Origin of the sequence: Corallincola platygyrae, assembly GCF_039544265.1 — a bacterium.
Classification (GTDB): domain Bacteria; phylum Pseudomonadota; class Gammaproteobacteria; order Enterobacterales; family Neiellaceae; genus Corallincola; species Corallincola platygyrae.
In genome coordinates this window covers 117,976-136,651 of the sequence record NZ_BAABLI010000005.1, presented here as the reverse complement: position 1 = coordinate 136,651, position 18,676 = coordinate 117,976, and the positions used below count along the sequence as shown (strand labels likewise).

Sequence of the window (18,676 nt, the reverse complement as noted above, 5' to 3'; positions counted from 1 at the left end):
TGCAATTAAACCAGCACCAGATCGTCACGATGGACAATAACTGGGCCGTAATGTACCTGTAATCGTTCACAAATTTGTTCTGAGTGGCAGCCGATAATCTGGCGAAGATCGCCCTCACCGTAACGGCTAATTCCACGAGCGACCTCAGCCCCCTGCTCATCACACATGGTGACCAAGGTGCCCCGTGCAAATTTGCCGTCCAGCGACATAATGCCTGCTGGCAGCAAACTAGAGCCTTTTTCACATATCGCTTTTACCGCACCGGCATCCAGCGTTAAACGCCCACTGCTCTTGGGACCAGCAAATAGCCATTGTTTACGTGCCTCAAGCGGTGTTGGGTGAGCTAAAAAGCGCGTACCAACTGACTCGCCCTGGCTTGCCCCCACAATAACTTCTGGATGATGCCCAGCAGCGATCACCACTTCGATTCCGGCACGTCTGGCGACATCCGCGGCTTGCAGTTTCGTGGCCATGCCTCCAGTCCCTAAACCCGACACACTATCGCCCGCAATGCTTCGCAGCGTCTCATCGATCGTCTCGACCTCGCGAATCAACTTGGCATCAGGGTTACTTCTGGGATCTGCCGTAAACAGGCCTGGCTGATCCGTTAGCAAGAGTAAAAGGTCGGCGTCTGCTAGAATCGCAGCTAAAGCGGAAAGGTTATCGTTGTCCCCAACCTTTATTTCAGCCGTCGCCACCGCATCGTTTTCATTGATAACTGGAACAATGCGATGTTTAAGCAGGGTCTTTAGTGTGTCCTGAGCGTTTAGGAATCGCTCTCGATCCTCAAGATCAGCGCGGGTCAGCAGGATCTGGCCGACATGCAAGCCATAGATGTTGAACAACTGCTCCCACGACTGAATTAGCTGACTTTGACCCACAGCTGCAAGCATCTGTTTAGCAGCAACGTTATTGCCTAAGGTTGGGAACCCCAGGTGCTCACGCCCGGCGGCGATGGCTCCCGATGAGACCAGCACTACATCACACCCAGATTTGTGCAGGTGAGCGATCTGCCTGACTAATTCGACCATGTGCGCACGGTCTAACGCCAGACTGCCGCCCGTTAACACACTGGTGCCGAGCTTGACAACTACCCTAGGGTATTTTGAGGAGATTTCGACCATCCGTTCCTGCTATTAACTGTAAAGCCTTCTTTACCGAAGAGGGACTCCGCAGGATACTGCGAGTCACCCTTGGCTGGCAATAGCAGGAACGGAGGAAGTTTTAACCAAAGGTTGGATTTTGCTGAGTAAACATGGCGCGATACCGCCAGTACATGGCTGACTTTTTATCGACTTCGATGCCGATGCCGTTTTGATAATAGAAGCTAAGTGTATGTGCTGCCGCGGCAGATCCCTTCTCAGCGGCCTGCTTAAAATAGTCAAACGCCTGAGCATGGTCTTGCGGCACACCCCGACCAAAATGGTACATACGCCCCAAGTGCCACAATGCCTCTACTTCGCCACGATCCGCACTTCTTCGCAGCAACTCTGCCGCCAGCTGATAATCTTTTTCTACCCCAGCACCGTGGTAATAGAGCAGCGCCAACTCTCCGATCGCTTTAGGGTGATCATCTTCTGCTGCGACGCTGTACCAATGTGCAGCCGTTTTGAAGTCGCCTTCGCCAAAAGCCCCTTCGGCGCTGACTTTACCCATCCAAAAAGCCGAACCCGAGATCCCCTGCAGAGCAAGCTGTTCATGGATCGAAGCACAGCTCAACTCCTTTTGGCGCAAGCTACACCAGTTAGATAGATCCGGCAGCTGGTACCCATCAAGGGCTTGATGATCGGCAGCATTCACCGCCGTAATTGATAGAAAAAATAGAGATACTAAGAAAACACTAACGTGACGAATACTAAGACAATACTTCATGCAATCCTCGCTTATTTGTCCTTTCCAAACAGAAGTGTAAAATTTACTGACAGCAATAAACGAGCCAAGGCTAAAAAAGCCGGATGACACTGGTATGACACTAACGAAAATCCTAACGACCTGACTTGAATCTGTGCGAACCGCACACTGTTTGCGCCCAAAAACGAGGCATGCGCATCAAACCAGCGCGATTGAAAGTCGCTAAGTGCACGTTTTAGTTCAAGAAATTAATTAAGACGCTATAGTTAAGCAGTAACCTAATTGGATTTAATCCATGACCAAGATAACCGTTAGGCTAATCGGCCTGTTTGTACTGGCATTCTCACTAGGATTACTGACTCTCTTGTCAGTGAGAGTGCTCTGGTTTCAGCCCGCTCAAATCAGTGCAACAGACCAGTTGGACCGCGCCCAGCTCGAGCGCTATCGGCTATTACTCAATGCAGAACATTCTCTGCTTACAGAAAAAGCCAAGCGCCTAACCCCAGATGATTTGTCAGCCCCAAATAATAACGCCTCACGCTGGTACAACGTTGCTTGGTTATTGGATGCCGACCAGAAGCTGGTGGCGGCCTGGGGCATAGATCCAAACTCGGGAAACAGGATCACAGAGGACAGATTAACGCTATTGCTAAGCCAGCTACTGAATGGCTTAGATAGTGAAAAAAACAGCGCTCTAAGCTGGTTTAATACTCCTTCGGGCCCGGCGATGATCGTCGATACCCACACAGCGACAGGTTACCGCGCGATTGCTCTACAACTCTGGACTGCAACAAGAATAGACGTGTGGGAATCTGAGCAGGGGGAGAACGCCCGTGTCATCTGGCTTCACGACAAAAATACACAAGCCAACTTACGCAGAGCCGCAGCGGCACTGGAGCCTTATCAACAACGCTCACCCGTCCGAGCCTCTGGTATGTTGCGCTGGGTGATTAATGATATTGATGGCAACCCACTTATGCTTTGGGAGGTAAAAGCAGAAACCAGTCCCCCTCTGGGGTTGGGTAATGCTCAGCTTATGCTTCTAGTTGGTTGGGTGTTAGCCCTGACTCTGCTGGCCGTGTTAGTACACCGCCAGTTTATTACGCCAGTGAAGTCCCTCAAGCAGGCACTGCAGCAGCGTAACCTGGAATCGGACTATCACCACCCAGTCACACTCAATGGCAACAGCTTTGGGCTGGTCAGGGAGTGCAACCAGTTTTTGGCTCATATTCAGCTGCAAGACAACAAGTTGTTAAAGCTGTCCCACCAGGTCGAGTTACTGAGCAAAACAGACACCTTAACCGGCTTGGCCAATCGACAAAGGTTAGAAGAGTTTTTGGCCCAGGAGTGGGCAAGAGCCAGTCAGCTTGGCACCAACCTTTGTTTTGGTGTGTGCGACTTAGACATGTTTAAGAGTTTCAACGAGCGCTATGGTGTTGCCATGGGCGATACTGCACTCAAAGAGGTAGCAAGAACCTTGGAAGGAAATTTGCATCGAGCGACAGACTTAGTTGCCAGGCTCAGTGGTGCAACTTTCGCCATTGTTTTAACCGATACAGACAAGCCTGGGGCTCAGGTGGTCGGTGAAAAACTGATTCAAGCGATCATCCAGCTGCAAATTGCTAATGTTGATTCTGAACACAAGGTATTAACCATCAGCGTTGGCTGCGTACCCGCAGTTCCACAGGGCCCGTGTGTGATTGAGAAACTGCTGTCTCAGGCAAACACCACCCTTCAAAAAGCCAAGAAGCAGGGTGGCAATCGAGTCTCCGTTACTTCATATGAGCCTTAAGCCAGTCCACGCTCTGCGAGAATGCATTCTCCATACTATGGATCATATCGGCACGTTCGACGCGAATGCGTTCACCATTTGGCGAAGCGTGAACCATCAGTTTGATATCAGACTCAGGAAACTGCTCATCACCTTCCATCCCAACAGCTAACATTGGGATGCGACTCCTGCGCGACAAAATCCCCTGCCGAACCAAGGAAAACGTTTGCGCTTTCACGGCAAAGTTCTTCATCTCAGTGGCATCAGAGTAGAGCCGTGAAGCAATCTGATCTTTGAGCATGGGTGATATCTTTGACGTGAAGTCACCATTAACGAAGACCTGATGCAAGGGACCACCGATGTTTACGACGGCACGCAATAGGTTAGGCCTGAGGTATCCCAGCCGGGTAGCAATATTGCCCCCCATACGCATACCGATCATGGCGACACGTTTATCGTCTACCCAAGGGCAATTAGGCAGATACTCCAACACTTCCTGGTGCAAGCGGGACACATCTTCATTAATAGGCCAGCGCTCGCTGTGACCAACCCCAGGCATATCGACCGTCAGCATGGCAAAACCCGCCGGTCGCAGTACTTTGTCGAACAGGTGGAAGAAGCCACTCTGTAAGACATCTCCCCCACCACATACCATCACCACGGGCGGCGGAAAGTCATCGTGAGGCAGATGCAGGCTACCTATGATTTTATGGCCTTTATACGGCACTTCGAGTATGCGCAATGGGCATGCAAACCAGCGGCCTGCTGAGCGGTAGGTTTGATTCGCTTTTACTCTTGCTTCCAGAGCAAGGTGGTCATCACGGAGGTGGGGATAGCTGGCAATCGTGTAGTAGAGCGAGGCCCGCAACAGTGCATCACGTGCATCCTGATGGCTGACATCTTCAAGTTCTTTTGCTTCAGCCCTGCACTTGGCCGCTTCCTGGCTCCATTCATAGACCCAGTTACCTGAGCGGTAGCCTTCAACGGTATCAAGCAGCTGTTCGTAGCTTCTGGGGTTATCTGAGGCCGCGATACGGGCCAGAACTTCTTGGACGGTGATGGGATCTGCACCAGCAAGAATCCAACGCAAAAAGCGGTGTTCTCTATACCAGTGCAGGTCTTTTGGAGGTACCCAATCCTTATCTCGGTTACCACTTACCGTGGATGTTTCAGCTTCTCGGCTGCGCTGCACACCTGCGCGAGCACCCACCGAGTCTTCTTTCATATCCATTGCCGGCCTATGGACCATATCGGGTACTACCTCCGCTTTTTTTACTTGCCCTCGGACTCTGCGATAGGAGCGATGTAGTTCAGCTGCATATCCCAAGGGAACTGGATCCAGGTTTCCTGCTCCACATCTGCAACATACTCATCGACCAAAGGGCGTCCCTGTGGTTTAGCGTATACAGTGACAAATTTGGCTTTAGGGAACATCTCACGAATTGCTTTTGCGGTTTCACCGGTATCCACCAGATCATCCACCACCAAGAAGCCTTCGCCGTCTGGAGTCTCTGCACCTTTCAGTACTTTCAGTTCACGTTGAGAGTCATGGTCATAGCTGGAGATACACACGGTATCGATATAACGAATATTCAACTCTCTGGCCAAAATGCCCGCAGGCACCAATCCACCACGCGTCACTGCGATAATACCTTTCCACTGATTAGCTGGAAGCTGGCGGTGTGCCAACTCCCTAGTGGCTCGGTGAAACTCTTCCCATGAGACGAAAAACTCTTTGTTGGTTTTGAAACTCATACAGTTCTCTTAAAATAAGTGAGTGTGAACCAGCTTGATTGCTGATAGTGCCGCTAGGACCCAAACAGCAACGTTAATGTCTCTGTAACGGCCTGCGAGCACTTTTATCGCTGCGTACGAAACAAAACCCACGGCAATACCGTGAGCAATAGAGAATGAAAGCGGCATAATGATAGCAATGACGGCCGCCGGAGCAGCTTCAGTGATATCCTTCCACTCAACATCTCTCAGACCAGACAACATCAGAACAGCAACGTAGAACAAAGCCGCGGCAGTTGCATATGCAGGCACCATGCCGGCTAACGGCGCAAAAAACAGCGCCAATAAGAATAAGACACCGACAACAACCGCAGTAAGACCTGTACGACCACCCTCTTCCACACCTGCACCACTTTCAATGTAGCTGGTTGTGCTGGAAGTACCCAGTAATGAACCCGCCACTGTCGCAGTCGAGTCAGCGAGTAGCGCCCGGTTCAGCCTTGGCAGATTACCTTTTTCATCTGTGAGGTTACCGCGTTGAGCAACCGCGGTCAGCGTACCGGCAGTGTCAAACAGGTCAACAAATAGCAGAGTAAAAATCACAGATATCATGGCAACTTCAAAGGCGCCTGTAATATCAAGCTGTAAGAAAGTCGGTGCCATGCTTGGCGGTGCACTTACGATCCCTTGGTAAGAGATCATATCGTCGAAAATAACCCCGAGTAGCGTCACAACCAGAATACCAATCATCACCCCGCCTTTAATCTTGCGGGATTCAAGGCCAATGATGATAAAGAAACCAAGCGCCGCCAGGCTCGCAGATAGCAATAGGTCAGATTGGAAAGGGTTCACCTCGCGCAATTTGGCCGTCATATCTACCAATTGTTCAGGCGTTAAAGACAGAACCAAAGTCACCAGGGTTGCATCACTCGCAACAATGACACCTGCGTTTTTAAGCGCAATGAGGCCAAGAAACAAACCGATACCAGCACCAATGCCCATTCTTAGCGTCTTGGGTATGGAATTGATAATCCATTCGCGCACTTTGAACAGGCTCAGCAACACGAACAAGACACCTGACAGGAAGACGGCGCCTAATGCAACATTCCACGTGTGGCCCATACCGATAACGACAGAGAAGGTGAAGAATGCATTCAACCCCATACCCGGCGCGAGCGCGATGGGGTAGTTAGCAACTAGCCCCATGACAAAACAGCCAACGGCAGCAGCCAAACAGGTAGCGACGAAAACCGAACCATGGTCCATGCCTGCAATAGACAAAATGGTTGGGTTTACAAAAATGATGTAAGCCATGGTCAAAAACGTGGTCAAACCGGCAATTACCTCGGTCCTCACATCGGTTTTGTGCTCTGCTAACTTAAACAACTTCTCAAGCATCTTCTGCTTCCTGTTCTTTCACGCAGTTATCAAAAAAGCCTGGCAGCCAGAGGCTGTCAGGTCTCGATTATTCTTATTTATCTTCAATCCAAGGCCAATCTAGATATAGATGAGGATTGAATGTTTCGCGAGCGTTAAATCATGCACCGCTGATGGAGCGCCATTATCGCGATCTAACGCAAGGGTGCAACTGTCACGGTTGATATCAGTCAACAAATAACCAAACATGCGTCACCCATGCCAACCTATGTGATCACAGCTTTACATTATTGCTATTTATTCCGCCGCTGAGTTGACCCAAGTCTCTGGTGCTGGATTTTCCACTCTCGTAGTATTGCCCTAACGGCAGAGCGATGCCGATAAGGAGAACTCAGTGAATCAACTAGCAGCAACCAAAGCCAGCCCAATCTGGCATTTCTTCAGTCAAATCTGCGCTATTCCTCACCCTTCAAAACACGAACAGGCGCTTTCCAGCTGGATCCAGCACTGGGCTAACGAAAAAGGCCTCGCAATTGAAGAGGACGCCACGGGTAACCTTAAAATAAGCAAGCCTGCGACTTCAGGCATGGAAAATCGTCAGGGGGTAATCATGCAGGCGCACCTCGATATGGTGCCACAAAAGAATAGCGACACTGTCCATGACTTTACCACTGACCCGATCCGTCCTTACGTAGATGGTGAATGGGTCACAGCCGAAGGGACAACACTGGGTGCAGACAACGGCATCGGTATGGCTTCTGCACTGGCGGTTCTTGATAGCGATGATATAGCTCACGGCCCACTGGAAGTGCTGCTGACGATTGATGAAGAAGCCGGCATGACGGGCGCATTTAACCTCAAACCCGATTGGTTTGAAGGCAAGATCCTGATCAATACAGACTCGGAACAAAACGGCGAAGTGTATATGGGCTGTGCTGGCGGAGTTGATGCCAACTTAAACCTGCCAATTGAGCGCAAAGCCGTAACTAGCAAAGAGGCGGCATTGGCACTCAGCATTCGCGGCCTCAAAGGTGGCCACTCTGGTTGCGACATTCACCTGGGCCGCGGCAGCGCCAATCAACTGATGGGCCAATTGATCCGCCATCTGTCCCAGCAATTCGATATCGAGTTGGTGACTGTTTCTGGTGGCAGTCTTCGCAACGCGATAGCCCGTGAGGCCGACGCCACACTGCGAATCGATGCCGACAAGCAAACCGAGCTGTCAGAAGCGGCTCAACGCTTTTTCGCACAACATTCAAAGCTGTTAGCAGTGCAAGAGCCAAGCATGGCGCTCACTGTCGAGCAGACCGAAACAACGGCATTGCCTTTCACTGAAAGCTCAGCAACTCAGCTGCTTAACCTTGTCTGTGCCCTGCCCCATGGTGTGATTCGTATGAGTGACAGCATCGAGGGCGTCGTTGAAACATCGACCAACCTGGGTGTTGTGACAACTGAAGAATCGAATGTCTCCATTCAGTGCCTTATCCGCTCGCTGGATGACACAGGCCGCCAGCAAGTGGCTGACCAACATGCCGCTATCGCAGCCTTGGCTGGTGCCACCGTGTCGTTTGACGGCGCATATCCAGGCTGGGCACCAAACACCGACTCCGTCGCAATGACGACGGTCAGAGAGACTTACCAATCTCTGTTTGGCAGCACGCCAAACATCATGGTTATCCACGCGGGCCTGGAGTGCGGTTTGTTCAAAGCAGCCTACCCTGACTGGGACATGGTCTCTATTGGGCCAACCATTAAGTTCCCACACTCACCTGATGAGAAGGTAGAAATCGCCAGTGTCGATGATTACTGGACACTGCTGCAGGGCGTGTTAAAAGCGATCCCTAAAGCGGCTTAATCGCCAAACTTAATAACCAAAAAATCGGAGCCTAAGGGCTCCGATTTTTATTAGGGTCTGTTGACCTTTCATGTATGGATTTTGTTCGAATGAAACACGCTTTGAGCAAGAAATGAGCTACGTAACTTAGCGATCTAAGAAAGTAGTGAGTGACGCAGCTCAAAGCGTGTTTCAACGAACCCCATTTCCTTCAAAAGAAGGGGCAGCATTTGTTGGCGATTTATGCTTCGTTATCGGCTATTTGTTGAGGGCCACTCAACTTCACAGCCTCTGCCTCGCCTAAATCGCCAACACATTGCTGCAAAAACAAACAGCAAAGGTCAACAGACCCTATGCAAACTACCACTCGAACTGAAGCTGTATCGCCTCCCCCTCTTCTTCTGGCAGTCCAACATTCAGCCCAACCAAACGTATCTTTCGACCATCAGCTCTTTCAAACGCCTTATCCATTAACGCCAGAAACAGGCTTTGTCTCAGCTCAGTGGTTGTTTGCTCGACAGTGGTTTGCTGGAAATCAGCAAATTTTAGCTTTACGCCCTGTTTATGGATCCTGCGCTTTGGGTCATGTTTGTCCAACCGTTGAATTAACTCAGGTAATAAGTCTGAAAGCACTGACTTACACTGCTGCAGCGAACCAATATCTTCGCTTAGCGTAGTTTCGACGCCCACTGAACGTCGAAGCCTGCTGGTTTCAACGGGCCGTTCGTCGATACCAAAGCTTCGCTTCCAAAGCACATCACCGTAACGCCCCAGCCACTTTTGTAGCACCTTGGGTGTTTGCATACGTACGTCAGCCGTGGTCTTAAGTCCCAATTCTGCCAGCTTCTGTTCAGTGACCGGCCCCACACCAGGGATTTTTCGGAGAGGCAAGGCTTCCACAAACGCCGGGACATCGTCGGGCGCGACGACACAAATGCCATTGGGTTTGTTTTGGTCGCTGGCGACCTTGGCAATGAATTTATTCGGCGCAACACCGGCTGACGCTGTCAGACCGGTTTCTTCAAAAATCTCTCTGCGGATCGCTTCGGCAATCAAGGTGGCGCTGCCACGGTAGCTCTCACAATCAGATACATCCAGATAGGCTTCATCCAGAGATAGCGGCTCAATCAACTCTGTATAGCGGTGGAAGATGGCGTGGATTTGCCTGGATACAGCCTTGTAAACCTGAAACCTGGGCTTTACCAATATAAGTTGTGGGCACTGCCTGACTGCCGTTGCTGTGGCCATTGCTGAGCGTACACCAAACTTTCTCGCTTCATAGTTGCAAGTGGCAATCACCCCTCGCCGATCAGATTCTCCCCCCACAGCAACCGGTTTACCAACTAAGGTGGGATTGTCACGGACTTCTACCGCTGCGTAGAAGCAATCCATATCGACATGGATAATCTTTCTCGCTTTATCCGACATACCCCACCCAAACACTGTATACATAAACAGTATACTTAAGAGGATATGAATTTGCCTAGAAAGATTTTCATAAAGTGTCGCGCCCCATAAACAATAAAAGCACCTTTCGGTGCTTTTATTGTTTAATCCAGATAGTGGACGTTTAAATGATGCGATGCTTCTCCAGCATCTCTTGTCGACGTGCTTCCTTGGCTTCGCGTTTACGGCGTTTTTCACAAGGCTCCGGGCAGTCACAGACTTTGTCTATGCCCAGCGATGCGATACCGCCACAGCTGCCTGAAATCTTCTTACGTTGCACCAGATAGCCAATCGCCATTGCCGCAACAACCAGCATCAACATGCCAAAAGTGAGTAGAAATACCTGCATTGCTTCACCCCTGTGATGCTAAATACTGTTCAAACTGCGGGCTAGTGTACTCCATAAAGCCCTCATCCGTCTTTACTATCATCAGCACAGGCAACTTGTGCAACTCAGCAAAGTCGCGGCTCTCTTCAGGGCCCATTACCATCAATGCTGTTGCCAGACCATCAGCGGTCATGCAGCTTTCAGCAACCACGGTCACAGATACCAGTCGGTGGTTTATCGGCGCACCGGTCTGCGGGTCTATGGTATGTGAATAGCGGACACCGTTGTCTTCAAAGTAGTTGCGATAATCGCCCGAAGTAGCCACCGCATGGGCGCCCGGCTGAATGATACGCTGCACTGCTCGCTCCTGCGTATCGGGTTTCTCCACAGCAATACGCCAGGGCATACCGTGAGCATTGACGCCTCGCGTTCTGAGCTCGCCGCCAATCTCAACCAAATAATTGTTTATCCCTTCAACCTCAAGTAGCTCTGCAACTGCATCCACGCCATGCCCCTTGGCAATAGAAGATAGGTCAACGTATAGATTTGGTAGCTCTTTCTGGACCTGAGTATCAGAGACGACATGAAGCCTTTGAAATCCGGTCAAAGACTTGGCTTGAGCGATCTCCTTATCAGTAGGTATCTCTTCCGGCCTTGCCTGAGGACCAAACCCCCACAGGTTAACCAATGGGCCCACCGTCACATCCAGGGCTCCATGGGTCAGCGCTCCCAATCGCAGCGCTTCCTGAAATACTGCAGCTGTTTCAACAGACACAGTGTAAGGATCAGTGCTGGCCTGGCGATTGAACTGGCTTATTTCAGAGTCTGGTCGGTAGGTCGACATCTGGTCATTGACCAACTCTAAACGCTGATCGATCTTCGCCTGCAAACTGACAGGATCTACGGGCTGCTCAGATACCAAAGTAATATGATAAAAAGTGCCCATGGTGCTGCCCGTCAGACGGATAGCATCTTTGGCATTTGGCTCTGGGTTGCACCCAGAGATAAAAAAGGCCAGCCCGAACAGGGCCAGCCATTTTGTCAGTGATCTTAAGACCATTCTTAATTAACCACCGAAGTCATCAAGTAAGATATTTTCGTCTTCAACACCCAAGTCTTTGAGCATGTTGATCACCGCTGCGTTCATCACCGGTGGTCCACACATGTAATACTCACAATCTTCAGGGGCTTCGTGGTCCCTCAGATAGTTCTCGAACAGAACATTGTGAATAAAGCCTGTGTAGCCATCCCAGTTGTCTTCTGGCTGTGGATCTGACAGCGCAACGTGCCACTGGAAGTTATCATTCTCTTCCTGCAGCATGTCGAAATCTTCTACATAGAACATTTCACGCTTGGAACGAGCACCGTACCAGAAGCTCATCTTACGATCGCTATTCAAACGGCGCAGCTGATCGAAGATGTGGCTACGCATAGGTGCCATACCTGCACCACCACCTACAAATACCATTTCCGCATCTGTCTCTTTAGCGAAGAACTCACCAAATGGACCAGAAATAGTTACTTTGTCACCGGCCTTGAGGTTAAAGATGAATGACGACATCTTACCGCATGGGGCACTTGGGTTATTAGGTGGCGGCGTAGCGATACGCACGTTCAGCATGATGATGCCGTGCTCTTCAGGGTAGTTAGCCATTGAATACGCACGAATAGTTTCTTCATCAACTTTAGATTCTAGATTAAAGAAACCAAAACGCTCCCAGTCACCGCGATACTCTTCTTCAATATCGAAGTCTTTGTACTTCACGTGGTGTGCTGGTGCTTCAATTTGGATATAACCACCCGCGCGGAACGGTACGCTTTCGCCATCAGGAATCTTCAGTTTCAGCTCTTTAATGAAAGTAGCTTTGTTATCGTTGGAGATAACCTCACACTCCCACTTCTTAATGCCGAACACTTCCTCTTCCAGGCCAATCTTCATGTCCTGCTTAACATTAACCTGACAGGCCAAACGGCAGCCATGCTTAGCTTCACGCTTGGTAATGTGATCCAATTCGGTAGGCAGAATATCACCACCGCCTTCAAACACATCAACACGGCACTGACCACAAGAGCCACCACCACCGCAGGCAGAGGAGATAAAGATGCCTGAATCAGCCAGCACATTCAGCAGCTTGCCGCCGGCTGGTGCGGTAATATCTTTATCCGGATGTTCGCTGATGGCGATGGTTACATCACCGCTACTCACCAGCTTCGACTTGGCAAACAGGATTATAAATACCAGCGCCAAGACGATTAGCGTGAACATACTTACGCCAAGAACAATTTCCATCGTCTTTTCCTTAGTCTCTTATCACTGTTGCCAATTAAAGTTGAACGCCTGAGAAAGACATGAAGCCCAGCGCCATCAAACCTACGGTGATAAAGGTAATACCCAAACCACGCAGTCCGTCAGGAACATCTGAATACTTCATCTTCTCGCGAATACCCGCCAGTGCGGTAATCGCTAACGCCCATCCAACACCACTTCCGAAGCCGTACACAACCGACTCTCCGAAGCTGTAATCACGCTCAACCATGAACATCACGCCACCGAAGATGGCACAGTTCACAGTAATCAGTGGCAAGAAGATACCCAGTGCGTTGTATAGCGGCGGGAAGTACTTATCCAGAGTCATCTCAAGGATCTGTACCAGCGCGGCAATCACACCGATGTATGTAATAAAGCCGAGGAAGCTCAAGTCCGCTTCCGGCAAGCCAGCCCACGCCAACGCGCCTTCAGCCAATACGTAGTTGTAAATCAGGTTGTTCACGGGCACAGCAATTGTCAGTACAACAATCACGGCGACACCCAAACCTAAGGAAGTTTTTACTTTCTTGGACACAGCCAGGAAAGTACACATACCCAGGAAGAAAGCGAGTGCCATGTTCTCAACGAACACCGCACGAACCAGCAAACTAATATAATGTTCCATCTTGTCTACCTCAGTCCTTCGCTTCCACTTGCTCTGGGTAGAACGCGCGGATCGCCCAGATAATCAAGCCAATGATAAAGAATGCCGAAGGAGGCAATAACAGCAGGCCATTCGCTTGATACCAACCACCGTTGGTGATTAGCGGCATGATTTCGTAACCCAGTAGGCTCCCAGAGCCCAGCAGTTCACGAACACCACCCACAGCGATAAGGATAAAACTGTAACCCAGGCCATTACCGATGCCGTCAATAAAGCTCATCAAAGGCGGCGTCTTCATCGCATAAGCTTCAGCGCGGCCCATCACGATACAGTTGGTAATAATCAAACCAACAAATACTGACAGCTGTTTGGCTACATCGTAAGCAAACGCTTTCAGGATTTGGTCAACAACAATTACCAATGACGCGATGATAGTCATCTGAACGATGATACGAACGCTCGAGGGAATGTGGTTGCGGATGACCGATACGAACAGGTTTGAGAACGCTGTTACCGCAGTCAGAGCCAGCGACATGATCAATGCAGTTTCCAGCTTGCTGGTCACCGCCAGCGCTGAACATACGCCGAGTACCTGAAGTGCAATCGGGTTGTTGGCAAATACAGGTGCAAACAACACCTGCTTCATCTCTTTGATGCTAGCCATTGTTCAGGCCTCCTTGACGTAGCTTGGCCAGGTATGGACCAAAGCCTTTATTGCCGAGCCAAAAATTAAAGGTGTTCTGCACACCGTTTCCTGTCAGCGTCGCACCTGACAAGCCATCAACTTGATGCGCACTGTCTCTCTGAGCACCACCTTTAACGATCTGAATGGCAGGCTGCCAAGAATCATCAAACAGCTTTTTCCCCTGCCACTGGCCAGCCCAGGCGGGGTTTTCAATCTCACCACCCAGACCCGGCGTTTCGCCGTGATCGTAGTAAACCAATGCCTGAACGGTGTTGGCATCCGGTGCGATAGCAACAAAGGCATACATGGTGGACCACAGGCCATAACCGTGAACCGGCAGAATGATAGAGGTCACGTTGCCCTGGGCATCTTTTGCCAGATAAACGCTCGCCTTATCTGCACGGCGACGGATTGACGCCAGATCGTCAGCTGAATCAAGCTTTTGACTGGCTTTAGGGTCTTTAGCCGCTTTCCGTTGATCGTAGGTATTGCCATCAACTTCAACGTACTCACCCGTATTAAGGTCAATCACACGGGCATCAATGGATTCGGCAAACACATCACCAATATTGGCACCCGCTGTCAGCAACCCTGCTGCACGCAAAATATTGCGCTGCTTATCCAACGCCTGATTTTCAACTTGCTTTGGCTTCAATCCAACAGCGGCGGTAGATACCACCAAGCTGCACACCAAGCAGAGTGAGATAACGACAAACAGCGTTTTGCCGATCGAATCATTACCTTTAGACATTACGTGCAAGCCTCCGTTTGATATTTGCCTGCACCACAAAGTGGTCGAATAGCGGTGCGAACAGGTTGGCAAATAGGATTGCCAGCATCATTCCTTCAGGGAAGGCGGGGTTCACTACACGGATCATGACAACCATGATGCCGATGAGGATACCGTAGGCCCAACGCCCTTGGTTGGTGAACGAGGCTGATACCGGGTCTGTCGCCATAAAGAACATACCGATAGCAAATCCACCAACAACCAGGTGCCAGTACCAAGGCATATTGAACATCTGGTTGCTTTCGCTGCCGATGGCATTGAACAGGTAGGCTGTCGCAACCATGCCCACCATCACACCAGCAACAATGCGCCACGATGCAATACGTGCGTAGATAATGATGGCGCCACCGATCAACAGCATCAGCGTTGATACTTCACCGATAGACCCTTGCAGATTACCGAAGAAAGCGTCCAACCAAGTCAAAGCTTCGCCGGTTGTGGCGTGAATAAGCGCTTCCTGGCCACCCGCAGCCCACTGGCTGAGTGCAGTCGCACCAGAGAACCCATCTACTGCCGTCCAGACTGCATCACCTGAAATCTGAGCCGGATAAGCAAAGAACAGGAATGCACGCCCTGCAAGCGCAGGGTTAAGGAAGTTACGTCCGGTTCCGCCAAACACTTCTTTAGCGATTACCACACCGAAGGTGATACCCAGAGCCGCCTGCCAGAGAGGCAGTGACGGAGGAACAATCAGCGCAAACAGAATCGACGTAACGAAGAAACCCTCGTTAATCTCGTGCTTACGAATACTTGCAAAAAGTACTTCCCAGAAACCACCGACAATAAATGCCGTCAGATAGATGGGCAGGAAGAAACAGGCACCGTACCAAATTTGGCTTCCCCAACCTGAATCAGCGGTCAACTCACCGCCCAGCATCTCAAACAGGCCTACCTGCCATACGTCCGGCAGTGAGTACCCAGCTGCCACTGCAGAAGTCGCCTGTAGACCCACGTTGTACATGCCGTAGAACAACGCTGGCCATAGTGCCAGATACACAGTGATCATCATTCGTTTCAAATCGATATTGTCACGAACGTGTGTATTCTTTTTGGTTACGAGACCAGGGGTGTAGAAGATTGTGTATGCCGCTTCAAAAAGGGCATAAAACTTCTCGTATTTACCGCCCTGTTCAAAGTGCGGCTCGATTTTTTCAAAGAAACTATTGAGGCTCATTTTCTTAACCCTCTCGCTCAATCGTGGTCAGGCACTCACGCAAGATAGAGCCATACTCATACTTACCAGGGCAAACCACAGTACAAAGCGCCAGGTCTTCCTCATCCAACTCGAGACAACCCAACTGCTGGGCACTGTCTGTGTCGCCAGCGATTAAGTCGCGCAGCAACAACGTCGGCAGGATATCCAGTGGCATTACTCTCTCATAGTTACCGATTGGCACCATGGCACGATCACTACCACCGGTAGACGTGGTGAAGTTAAACAACTTCTTCGGTGAAAGATGACCTAGGAAAGCACGGGTCAGAGAGAATTTGTCACTACCAGGTAGCAACCAGCCAATAAACTCTTTTTCATAGCCTTCCAATAGCACAGTCACCTGCGAATGGAAGCGGCCAAGAAAGCCTTGAGGGCCATGAGCATGGGTACCATTCAGCACCGAGCCAGAAATGACACGGTTATAGCCTTCAGCGGTTTCGCCTGCAGTCAACTCTGCCAAATCAGCGCCTAAACGCGTACGTAATAGTCTCGGCTTAGTGACCTGAGGGCCACCCAAAGCAACGATACGATCAGTTGGCAGCTCACCCGTGGTGAACAGTTGACCAAACGCAATAACGTCCTGATAACCTATGTGCCAAACCGTCTTGGTTGGGCCAACAGGGTCGAGCAGATGAATATGAGTGCCCACCAATCCCGCAGGGTGAGGACCCGCAAACTCGTGTGTTTCCGTGCGCTCTGCTTCGACGCTTGGCAATGAAGCGCCTGATTTTTTACAAACGAATACTTTGCCATCAGTCAGTCTGCTCAGCACTTTAAGGCCGGTAGCAAACGCAGATGCCGCCTCACCGATCACGACTGCAGGATCCGCTGACAGTGGATTGGTATCAATAGCGGTTACAAAGATAGATCTGGGCGCACTGTCAATGGCGGGCGACTTGCTGAATGGACGCGTACGCAACGCTGTCCACAAGCCTGATTCCACAAGGTTTTCGACAACCTTTTCGCGATCCAGGGTGCTGATGTCTGCATCCGAGTAGCTCGCAAAGGAAACGGCATCGTTACCTTCAATGCGAACAACTACAGATTGCAGTACACGCTTGGCCCCACGATTAATCTCTACGACTTCACCCGCTGCCGGTGCCGTAAACTTAACCCCAGGGTTCTTTTTATCCTCAAATAGAACGTCGCCCTTCTTGACATGATCGCCAACGCGAACACGCATCGTGGGACGCATTCCGACGTACTCCTCCCCGAGCACGGCAACCCTAGTAACTTTAGGGCCGTCATGAATATCCTGCGAAGGAGCGCCGGCTATCGGAACATCGAGTCCTTTTTTAATACTTATCATAGCCTTAACACACTAAAAATTAACGGGATTTAAAACTGAGCGCATAATTCACCTGTCTGTTGGTACCGCAGACAAGATAGAGCTTGCGCTCCTGAATCCTGTCGGCTTGCACACGGCAAACAGTAAATCCGGCGAATTTTAACATTATTCGTACATAGCAAGCTATCGCGATTTGGTGATTAAATTCAGAGTTTAGACGAGAAAACAATTGGTTAAAAATTAGCCTTGATATAACTCAGAAAAGAGTACTTTGGCATCGAGAGCGAGGGTGGCAGCAACCACCCTCTTCCATGAGAAGGAAGAGTTTTCGCTACTCATAAACCTGTTGGTAGGCCCGTTCGCTTATTTCGTGATAAGCGCGAACGCCTGAGGTGAACTCCAGAAAATGTTGGTAAACCTTATCGATAGCAGGGTCCTGCGCCGCTTGTTCAGCCATCACCTCAGCACTCACCCGCTGCAATGCCTGCAGTACCTCTGATGGAAAACGTCGTATCTCGACCCCTTGACGCTTTAGCTCCTGCAATGCGGCAATGTTTTTAACCGTATATTCATCCAGCATGTCATGATTGACCACCCTGGCTGCCGCCAACACGATCTGCTGCAAGTCCTCAGGCAAGGTCTCATATGCTTCTTTGTTGATTAAGAACTCCAGGCTGGAGCCTGGCTCATGCCAGCCCGGGTAATAGTAGAAGTCAGCCGCGTTATTGAAGCCAAAGGCCAGGTCGTTAGAGGGCCCAACCCATTCTGTTGCGTCAATGGCGCCGGTTTGCAATGCAGTAAAGAGTTCGCCGCCCGGTAAACTGACCGGAACGCCACCCAGGCGCTGTAATACTTCGCCACCAATACCCGGCAAACGCATTTTCAAACCTTCAAGGTCTTCAACCCTGTTTATCTCTTTTTTAAACCAGCCCCCCATCTGTACCCCCGTGTTTCCTCCGGCCAAGGGAATAAGGTTGAACGGCTCGTAAAGTTCGCGCCAAAGTTCCAGCCCACCGCCATGGTGCAGATAAGCGTTCATCTCCTGCGCTGTCAGTCCAAAAGGAATGCTGGTAAAAAATTGCGCAGCAGGCACCTTTCCCTTCCAGTAATAGGCTGCGCTGTGCCCCATCTCAACACTGCCAGAAGAGACGGCATCAAATACCTGAAATCCTGGCACCAACTGATTTGCACCGTAAACCGTTACCTTCAAACGGCCCTGACTGAGTTGATTCACCAGGACGGCAAATTTCTCTGGCGCCATTCCCAGTCCAGGAAAGTTCTTCGGCCATGAGGTAACCAATTTCCATTCGAACTGGGCTTGCTGTAGCTCTGAGTGCTCGCGCCCATATTCGCTATCGATAGATTTGGGCGGAGGAAAGCAGCCACTCAACAAAAGCATGCAGGCGATTAAAAATGCCCAGATTCGCAAACTCACTTTTACCATCTC

At 50.4% G+C, this 18,676-nt stretch carries 17 protein-coding genes; 2 read left to right on the top strand and 15 right to left on the bottom strand.

The annotated features are described in order from the left end of the window. Window positions 1–5 precede the first annotated feature (5 nt). Window positions 6–1,124 carry a glutamate 5-kinase gene (gene proB, locus ABEA14_RS03255; RefSeq protein ID WP_345338411.1) on the bottom strand — a complete coding sequence of 373 codons (1,119 nt, stop codon included), beginning with the start codon at window positions 1,122–1,124 and terminating at the stop codon, window positions 6–8. Between the two features lie 100 nt (window positions 1,125–1,224). Next, window positions 1,225–1,872, bottom strand: a complete 648-nt coding sequence (locus ABEA14_RS03250) for a tetratricopeptide repeat protein (RefSeq protein WP_345338409.1) — start codon at window positions 1,870–1,872, stop codon at window positions 1,225–1,227. A gap of 274 nt (window positions 1,873–2,146) precedes the next feature. Here ABEA14_RS03250 and ABEA14_RS03245 point away from each other — a divergent pair, with 274 nt between their 5' ends. Continuing rightward, a complete protein-coding gene (locus ABEA14_RS03245; RefSeq protein ID WP_345338408.1) occupies window positions 2,147–3,643 on the top strand; it encodes a GGDEF domain-containing protein in 1,497 nt (498 codons plus the stop codon). On the opposite strand, the gene ABEA14_RS03240 is transcribed toward ABEA14_RS03245, so the two are convergent. From ABEA14_RS03240 to ABEA14_RS03230, 3 genes are read right to left on the bottom strand one after another with little or no spacing between them, the layout of a single operon-like run. Next, window positions 3,624–4,871 carry an alpha/beta fold hydrolase gene (locus ABEA14_RS03240; protein WP_345338407.1) on the bottom strand — a complete coding sequence of 416 codons (1,248 nt, stop codon included), beginning with the start codon at window positions 4,869–4,871 and terminating at the stop codon, window positions 3,624–3,626. The two genes, ABEA14_RS03245 and ABEA14_RS03240, sit on opposite strands and share 20 nt — an antisense overlap. 23 nt (window positions 4,872–4,894) lie before the next feature. Then, window positions 4,895–5,377 (bottom strand): xanthine phosphoribosyltransferase, encoded by a 483-nt coding sequence (gpt, locus tag ABEA14_RS03235; protein WP_345338406.1) that lies wholly within the window; start codon window positions 5,375–5,377, stop codon window positions 4,895–4,897. 9 nt (window positions 5,378–5,386) lie between these two features. After that, window positions 5,387–6,754: an NCS2 family permease gene (locus tag ABEA14_RS03230; protein WP_345338405.1), complete on the bottom strand. Its 1,368-nt coding sequence runs from the start codon at window positions 6,752–6,754 to the stop codon at window positions 5,387–5,389. 373 nt (window positions 6,755–7,127) lie between these two features. Between ABEA14_RS03230 and ABEA14_RS03225 the strand changes: the two genes are divergently transcribed. Beyond that, window positions 7,128–8,588: an aminoacyl-histidine dipeptidase gene (locus tag ABEA14_RS03225; protein WP_345338404.1), complete on the top strand. Its 1,461-nt coding sequence runs from the start codon at window positions 7,128–7,130 to the stop codon at window positions 8,586–8,588. A 339-nt stretch (window positions 8,589–8,927) separates the two neighbouring features. On the opposite strand, the gene dinB is transcribed toward ABEA14_RS03225, so the two are convergent. The 10 genes from dinB to ABEA14_RS03175 all read right to left on the bottom strand — a co-directional run bounded on the left by dinB (window position 8,928) and on the right by ABEA14_RS03175 (window position 18,673). Beyond that, window positions 8,928–10,019 (bottom strand): DNA polymerase IV, encoded by a 1,092-nt coding sequence (dinB, locus tag ABEA14_RS03220; protein WP_345338403.1) that lies wholly within the window; start codon window positions 10,017–10,019, stop codon window positions 8,928–8,930. Window positions 10,020–10,137: 118 nt separating this feature from the next. Further along, window positions 10,138–10,362 carry a (Na+)-NQR maturation NqrM gene (nqrM, locus tag ABEA14_RS03215; protein ID WP_345338402.1) on the bottom strand — a complete coding sequence of 75 codons (225 nt, stop codon included), beginning with the start codon at window positions 10,360–10,362 and terminating at the stop codon, window positions 10,138–10,140. Window positions 10,363–10,366: 4 nt separating this feature from the next. After that, complete coding sequence (locus ABEA14_RS03210) at window positions 10,367–11,401, bottom strand: FAD:protein FMN transferase (RefSeq protein ID WP_345338401.1); 1,035 nt, start codon at window positions 11,399–11,401, stop codon at window positions 10,367–10,369. Between the two features lie 6 nt (window positions 11,402–11,407). After that, window positions 11,408–12,631, bottom strand: coding sequence for an NADH:ubiquinone reductase (Na(+)-transporting) subunit F (nqrF, locus tag ABEA14_RS03205; RefSeq protein WP_345338400.1), 1,224 nt, complete (start codon window positions 12,629–12,631; stop codon window positions 11,408–11,410). 34 nt (window positions 12,632–12,665) lie between these two features. Next, window positions 12,666–13,274: an NADH:ubiquinone reductase (Na(+)-transporting) subunit E gene (gene nqrE / locus ABEA14_RS03200; RefSeq protein ID WP_345338399.1), complete on the bottom strand. Its 609-nt coding sequence runs from the start codon at window positions 13,272–13,274 to the stop codon at window positions 12,666–12,668. 10 nt (window positions 13,275–13,284) lie between these two features. Further along, on the bottom strand, window positions 13,285–13,917 hold the full coding sequence (locus ABEA14_RS03195) for an NADH:ubiquinone reductase (Na(+)-transporting) subunit D (RefSeq protein WP_345338398.1): 633 nt from the start codon (window positions 13,915–13,917) through the stop codon (window positions 13,285–13,287). Continuing rightward, window positions 13,910–14,689 carry a Na(+)-translocating NADH-quinone reductase subunit C gene (locus tag ABEA14_RS03190; protein WP_345338397.1) on the bottom strand — a complete coding sequence of 260 codons (780 nt, stop codon included), beginning with the start codon at window positions 14,687–14,689 and terminating at the stop codon, window positions 13,910–13,912. The genes ABEA14_RS03195 and ABEA14_RS03190 overlap by 8 nt, the downstream gene beginning before the upstream one ends. Then, the gene (locus ABEA14_RS03185) at window positions 14,682–15,902 is read right to left on the bottom strand and encodes an NADH:ubiquinone reductase (Na(+)-transporting) subunit B (RefSeq protein ID WP_345338396.1); all 1,221 of its coding nucleotides are present in this window, start codon (window positions 15,900–15,902) and stop codon (window positions 14,682–14,684) included. Before ABEA14_RS03185 ends, ABEA14_RS03190 begins: the two co-directional genes overlap by 8 nt. Before the next feature lie 4 nt (window positions 15,903–15,906). Next, window positions 15,907–17,250: a Na(+)-translocating NADH-quinone reductase subunit A gene (locus ABEA14_RS03180; protein WP_345338395.1), complete on the bottom strand. Its 1,344-nt coding sequence runs from the start codon at window positions 17,248–17,250 to the stop codon at window positions 15,907–15,909. A 310-nt stretch (window positions 17,251–17,560) separates the two neighbouring features. Then, the gene (locus tag ABEA14_RS03175) at window positions 17,561–18,673 is read right to left on the bottom strand and encodes a TRAP transporter substrate-binding protein (RefSeq protein ID WP_345338394.1); all 1,113 of its coding nucleotides are present in this window, start codon (window positions 18,671–18,673) and stop codon (window positions 17,561–17,563) included. Window positions 18,674–18,676: the final 3 nt, after the last annotated feature.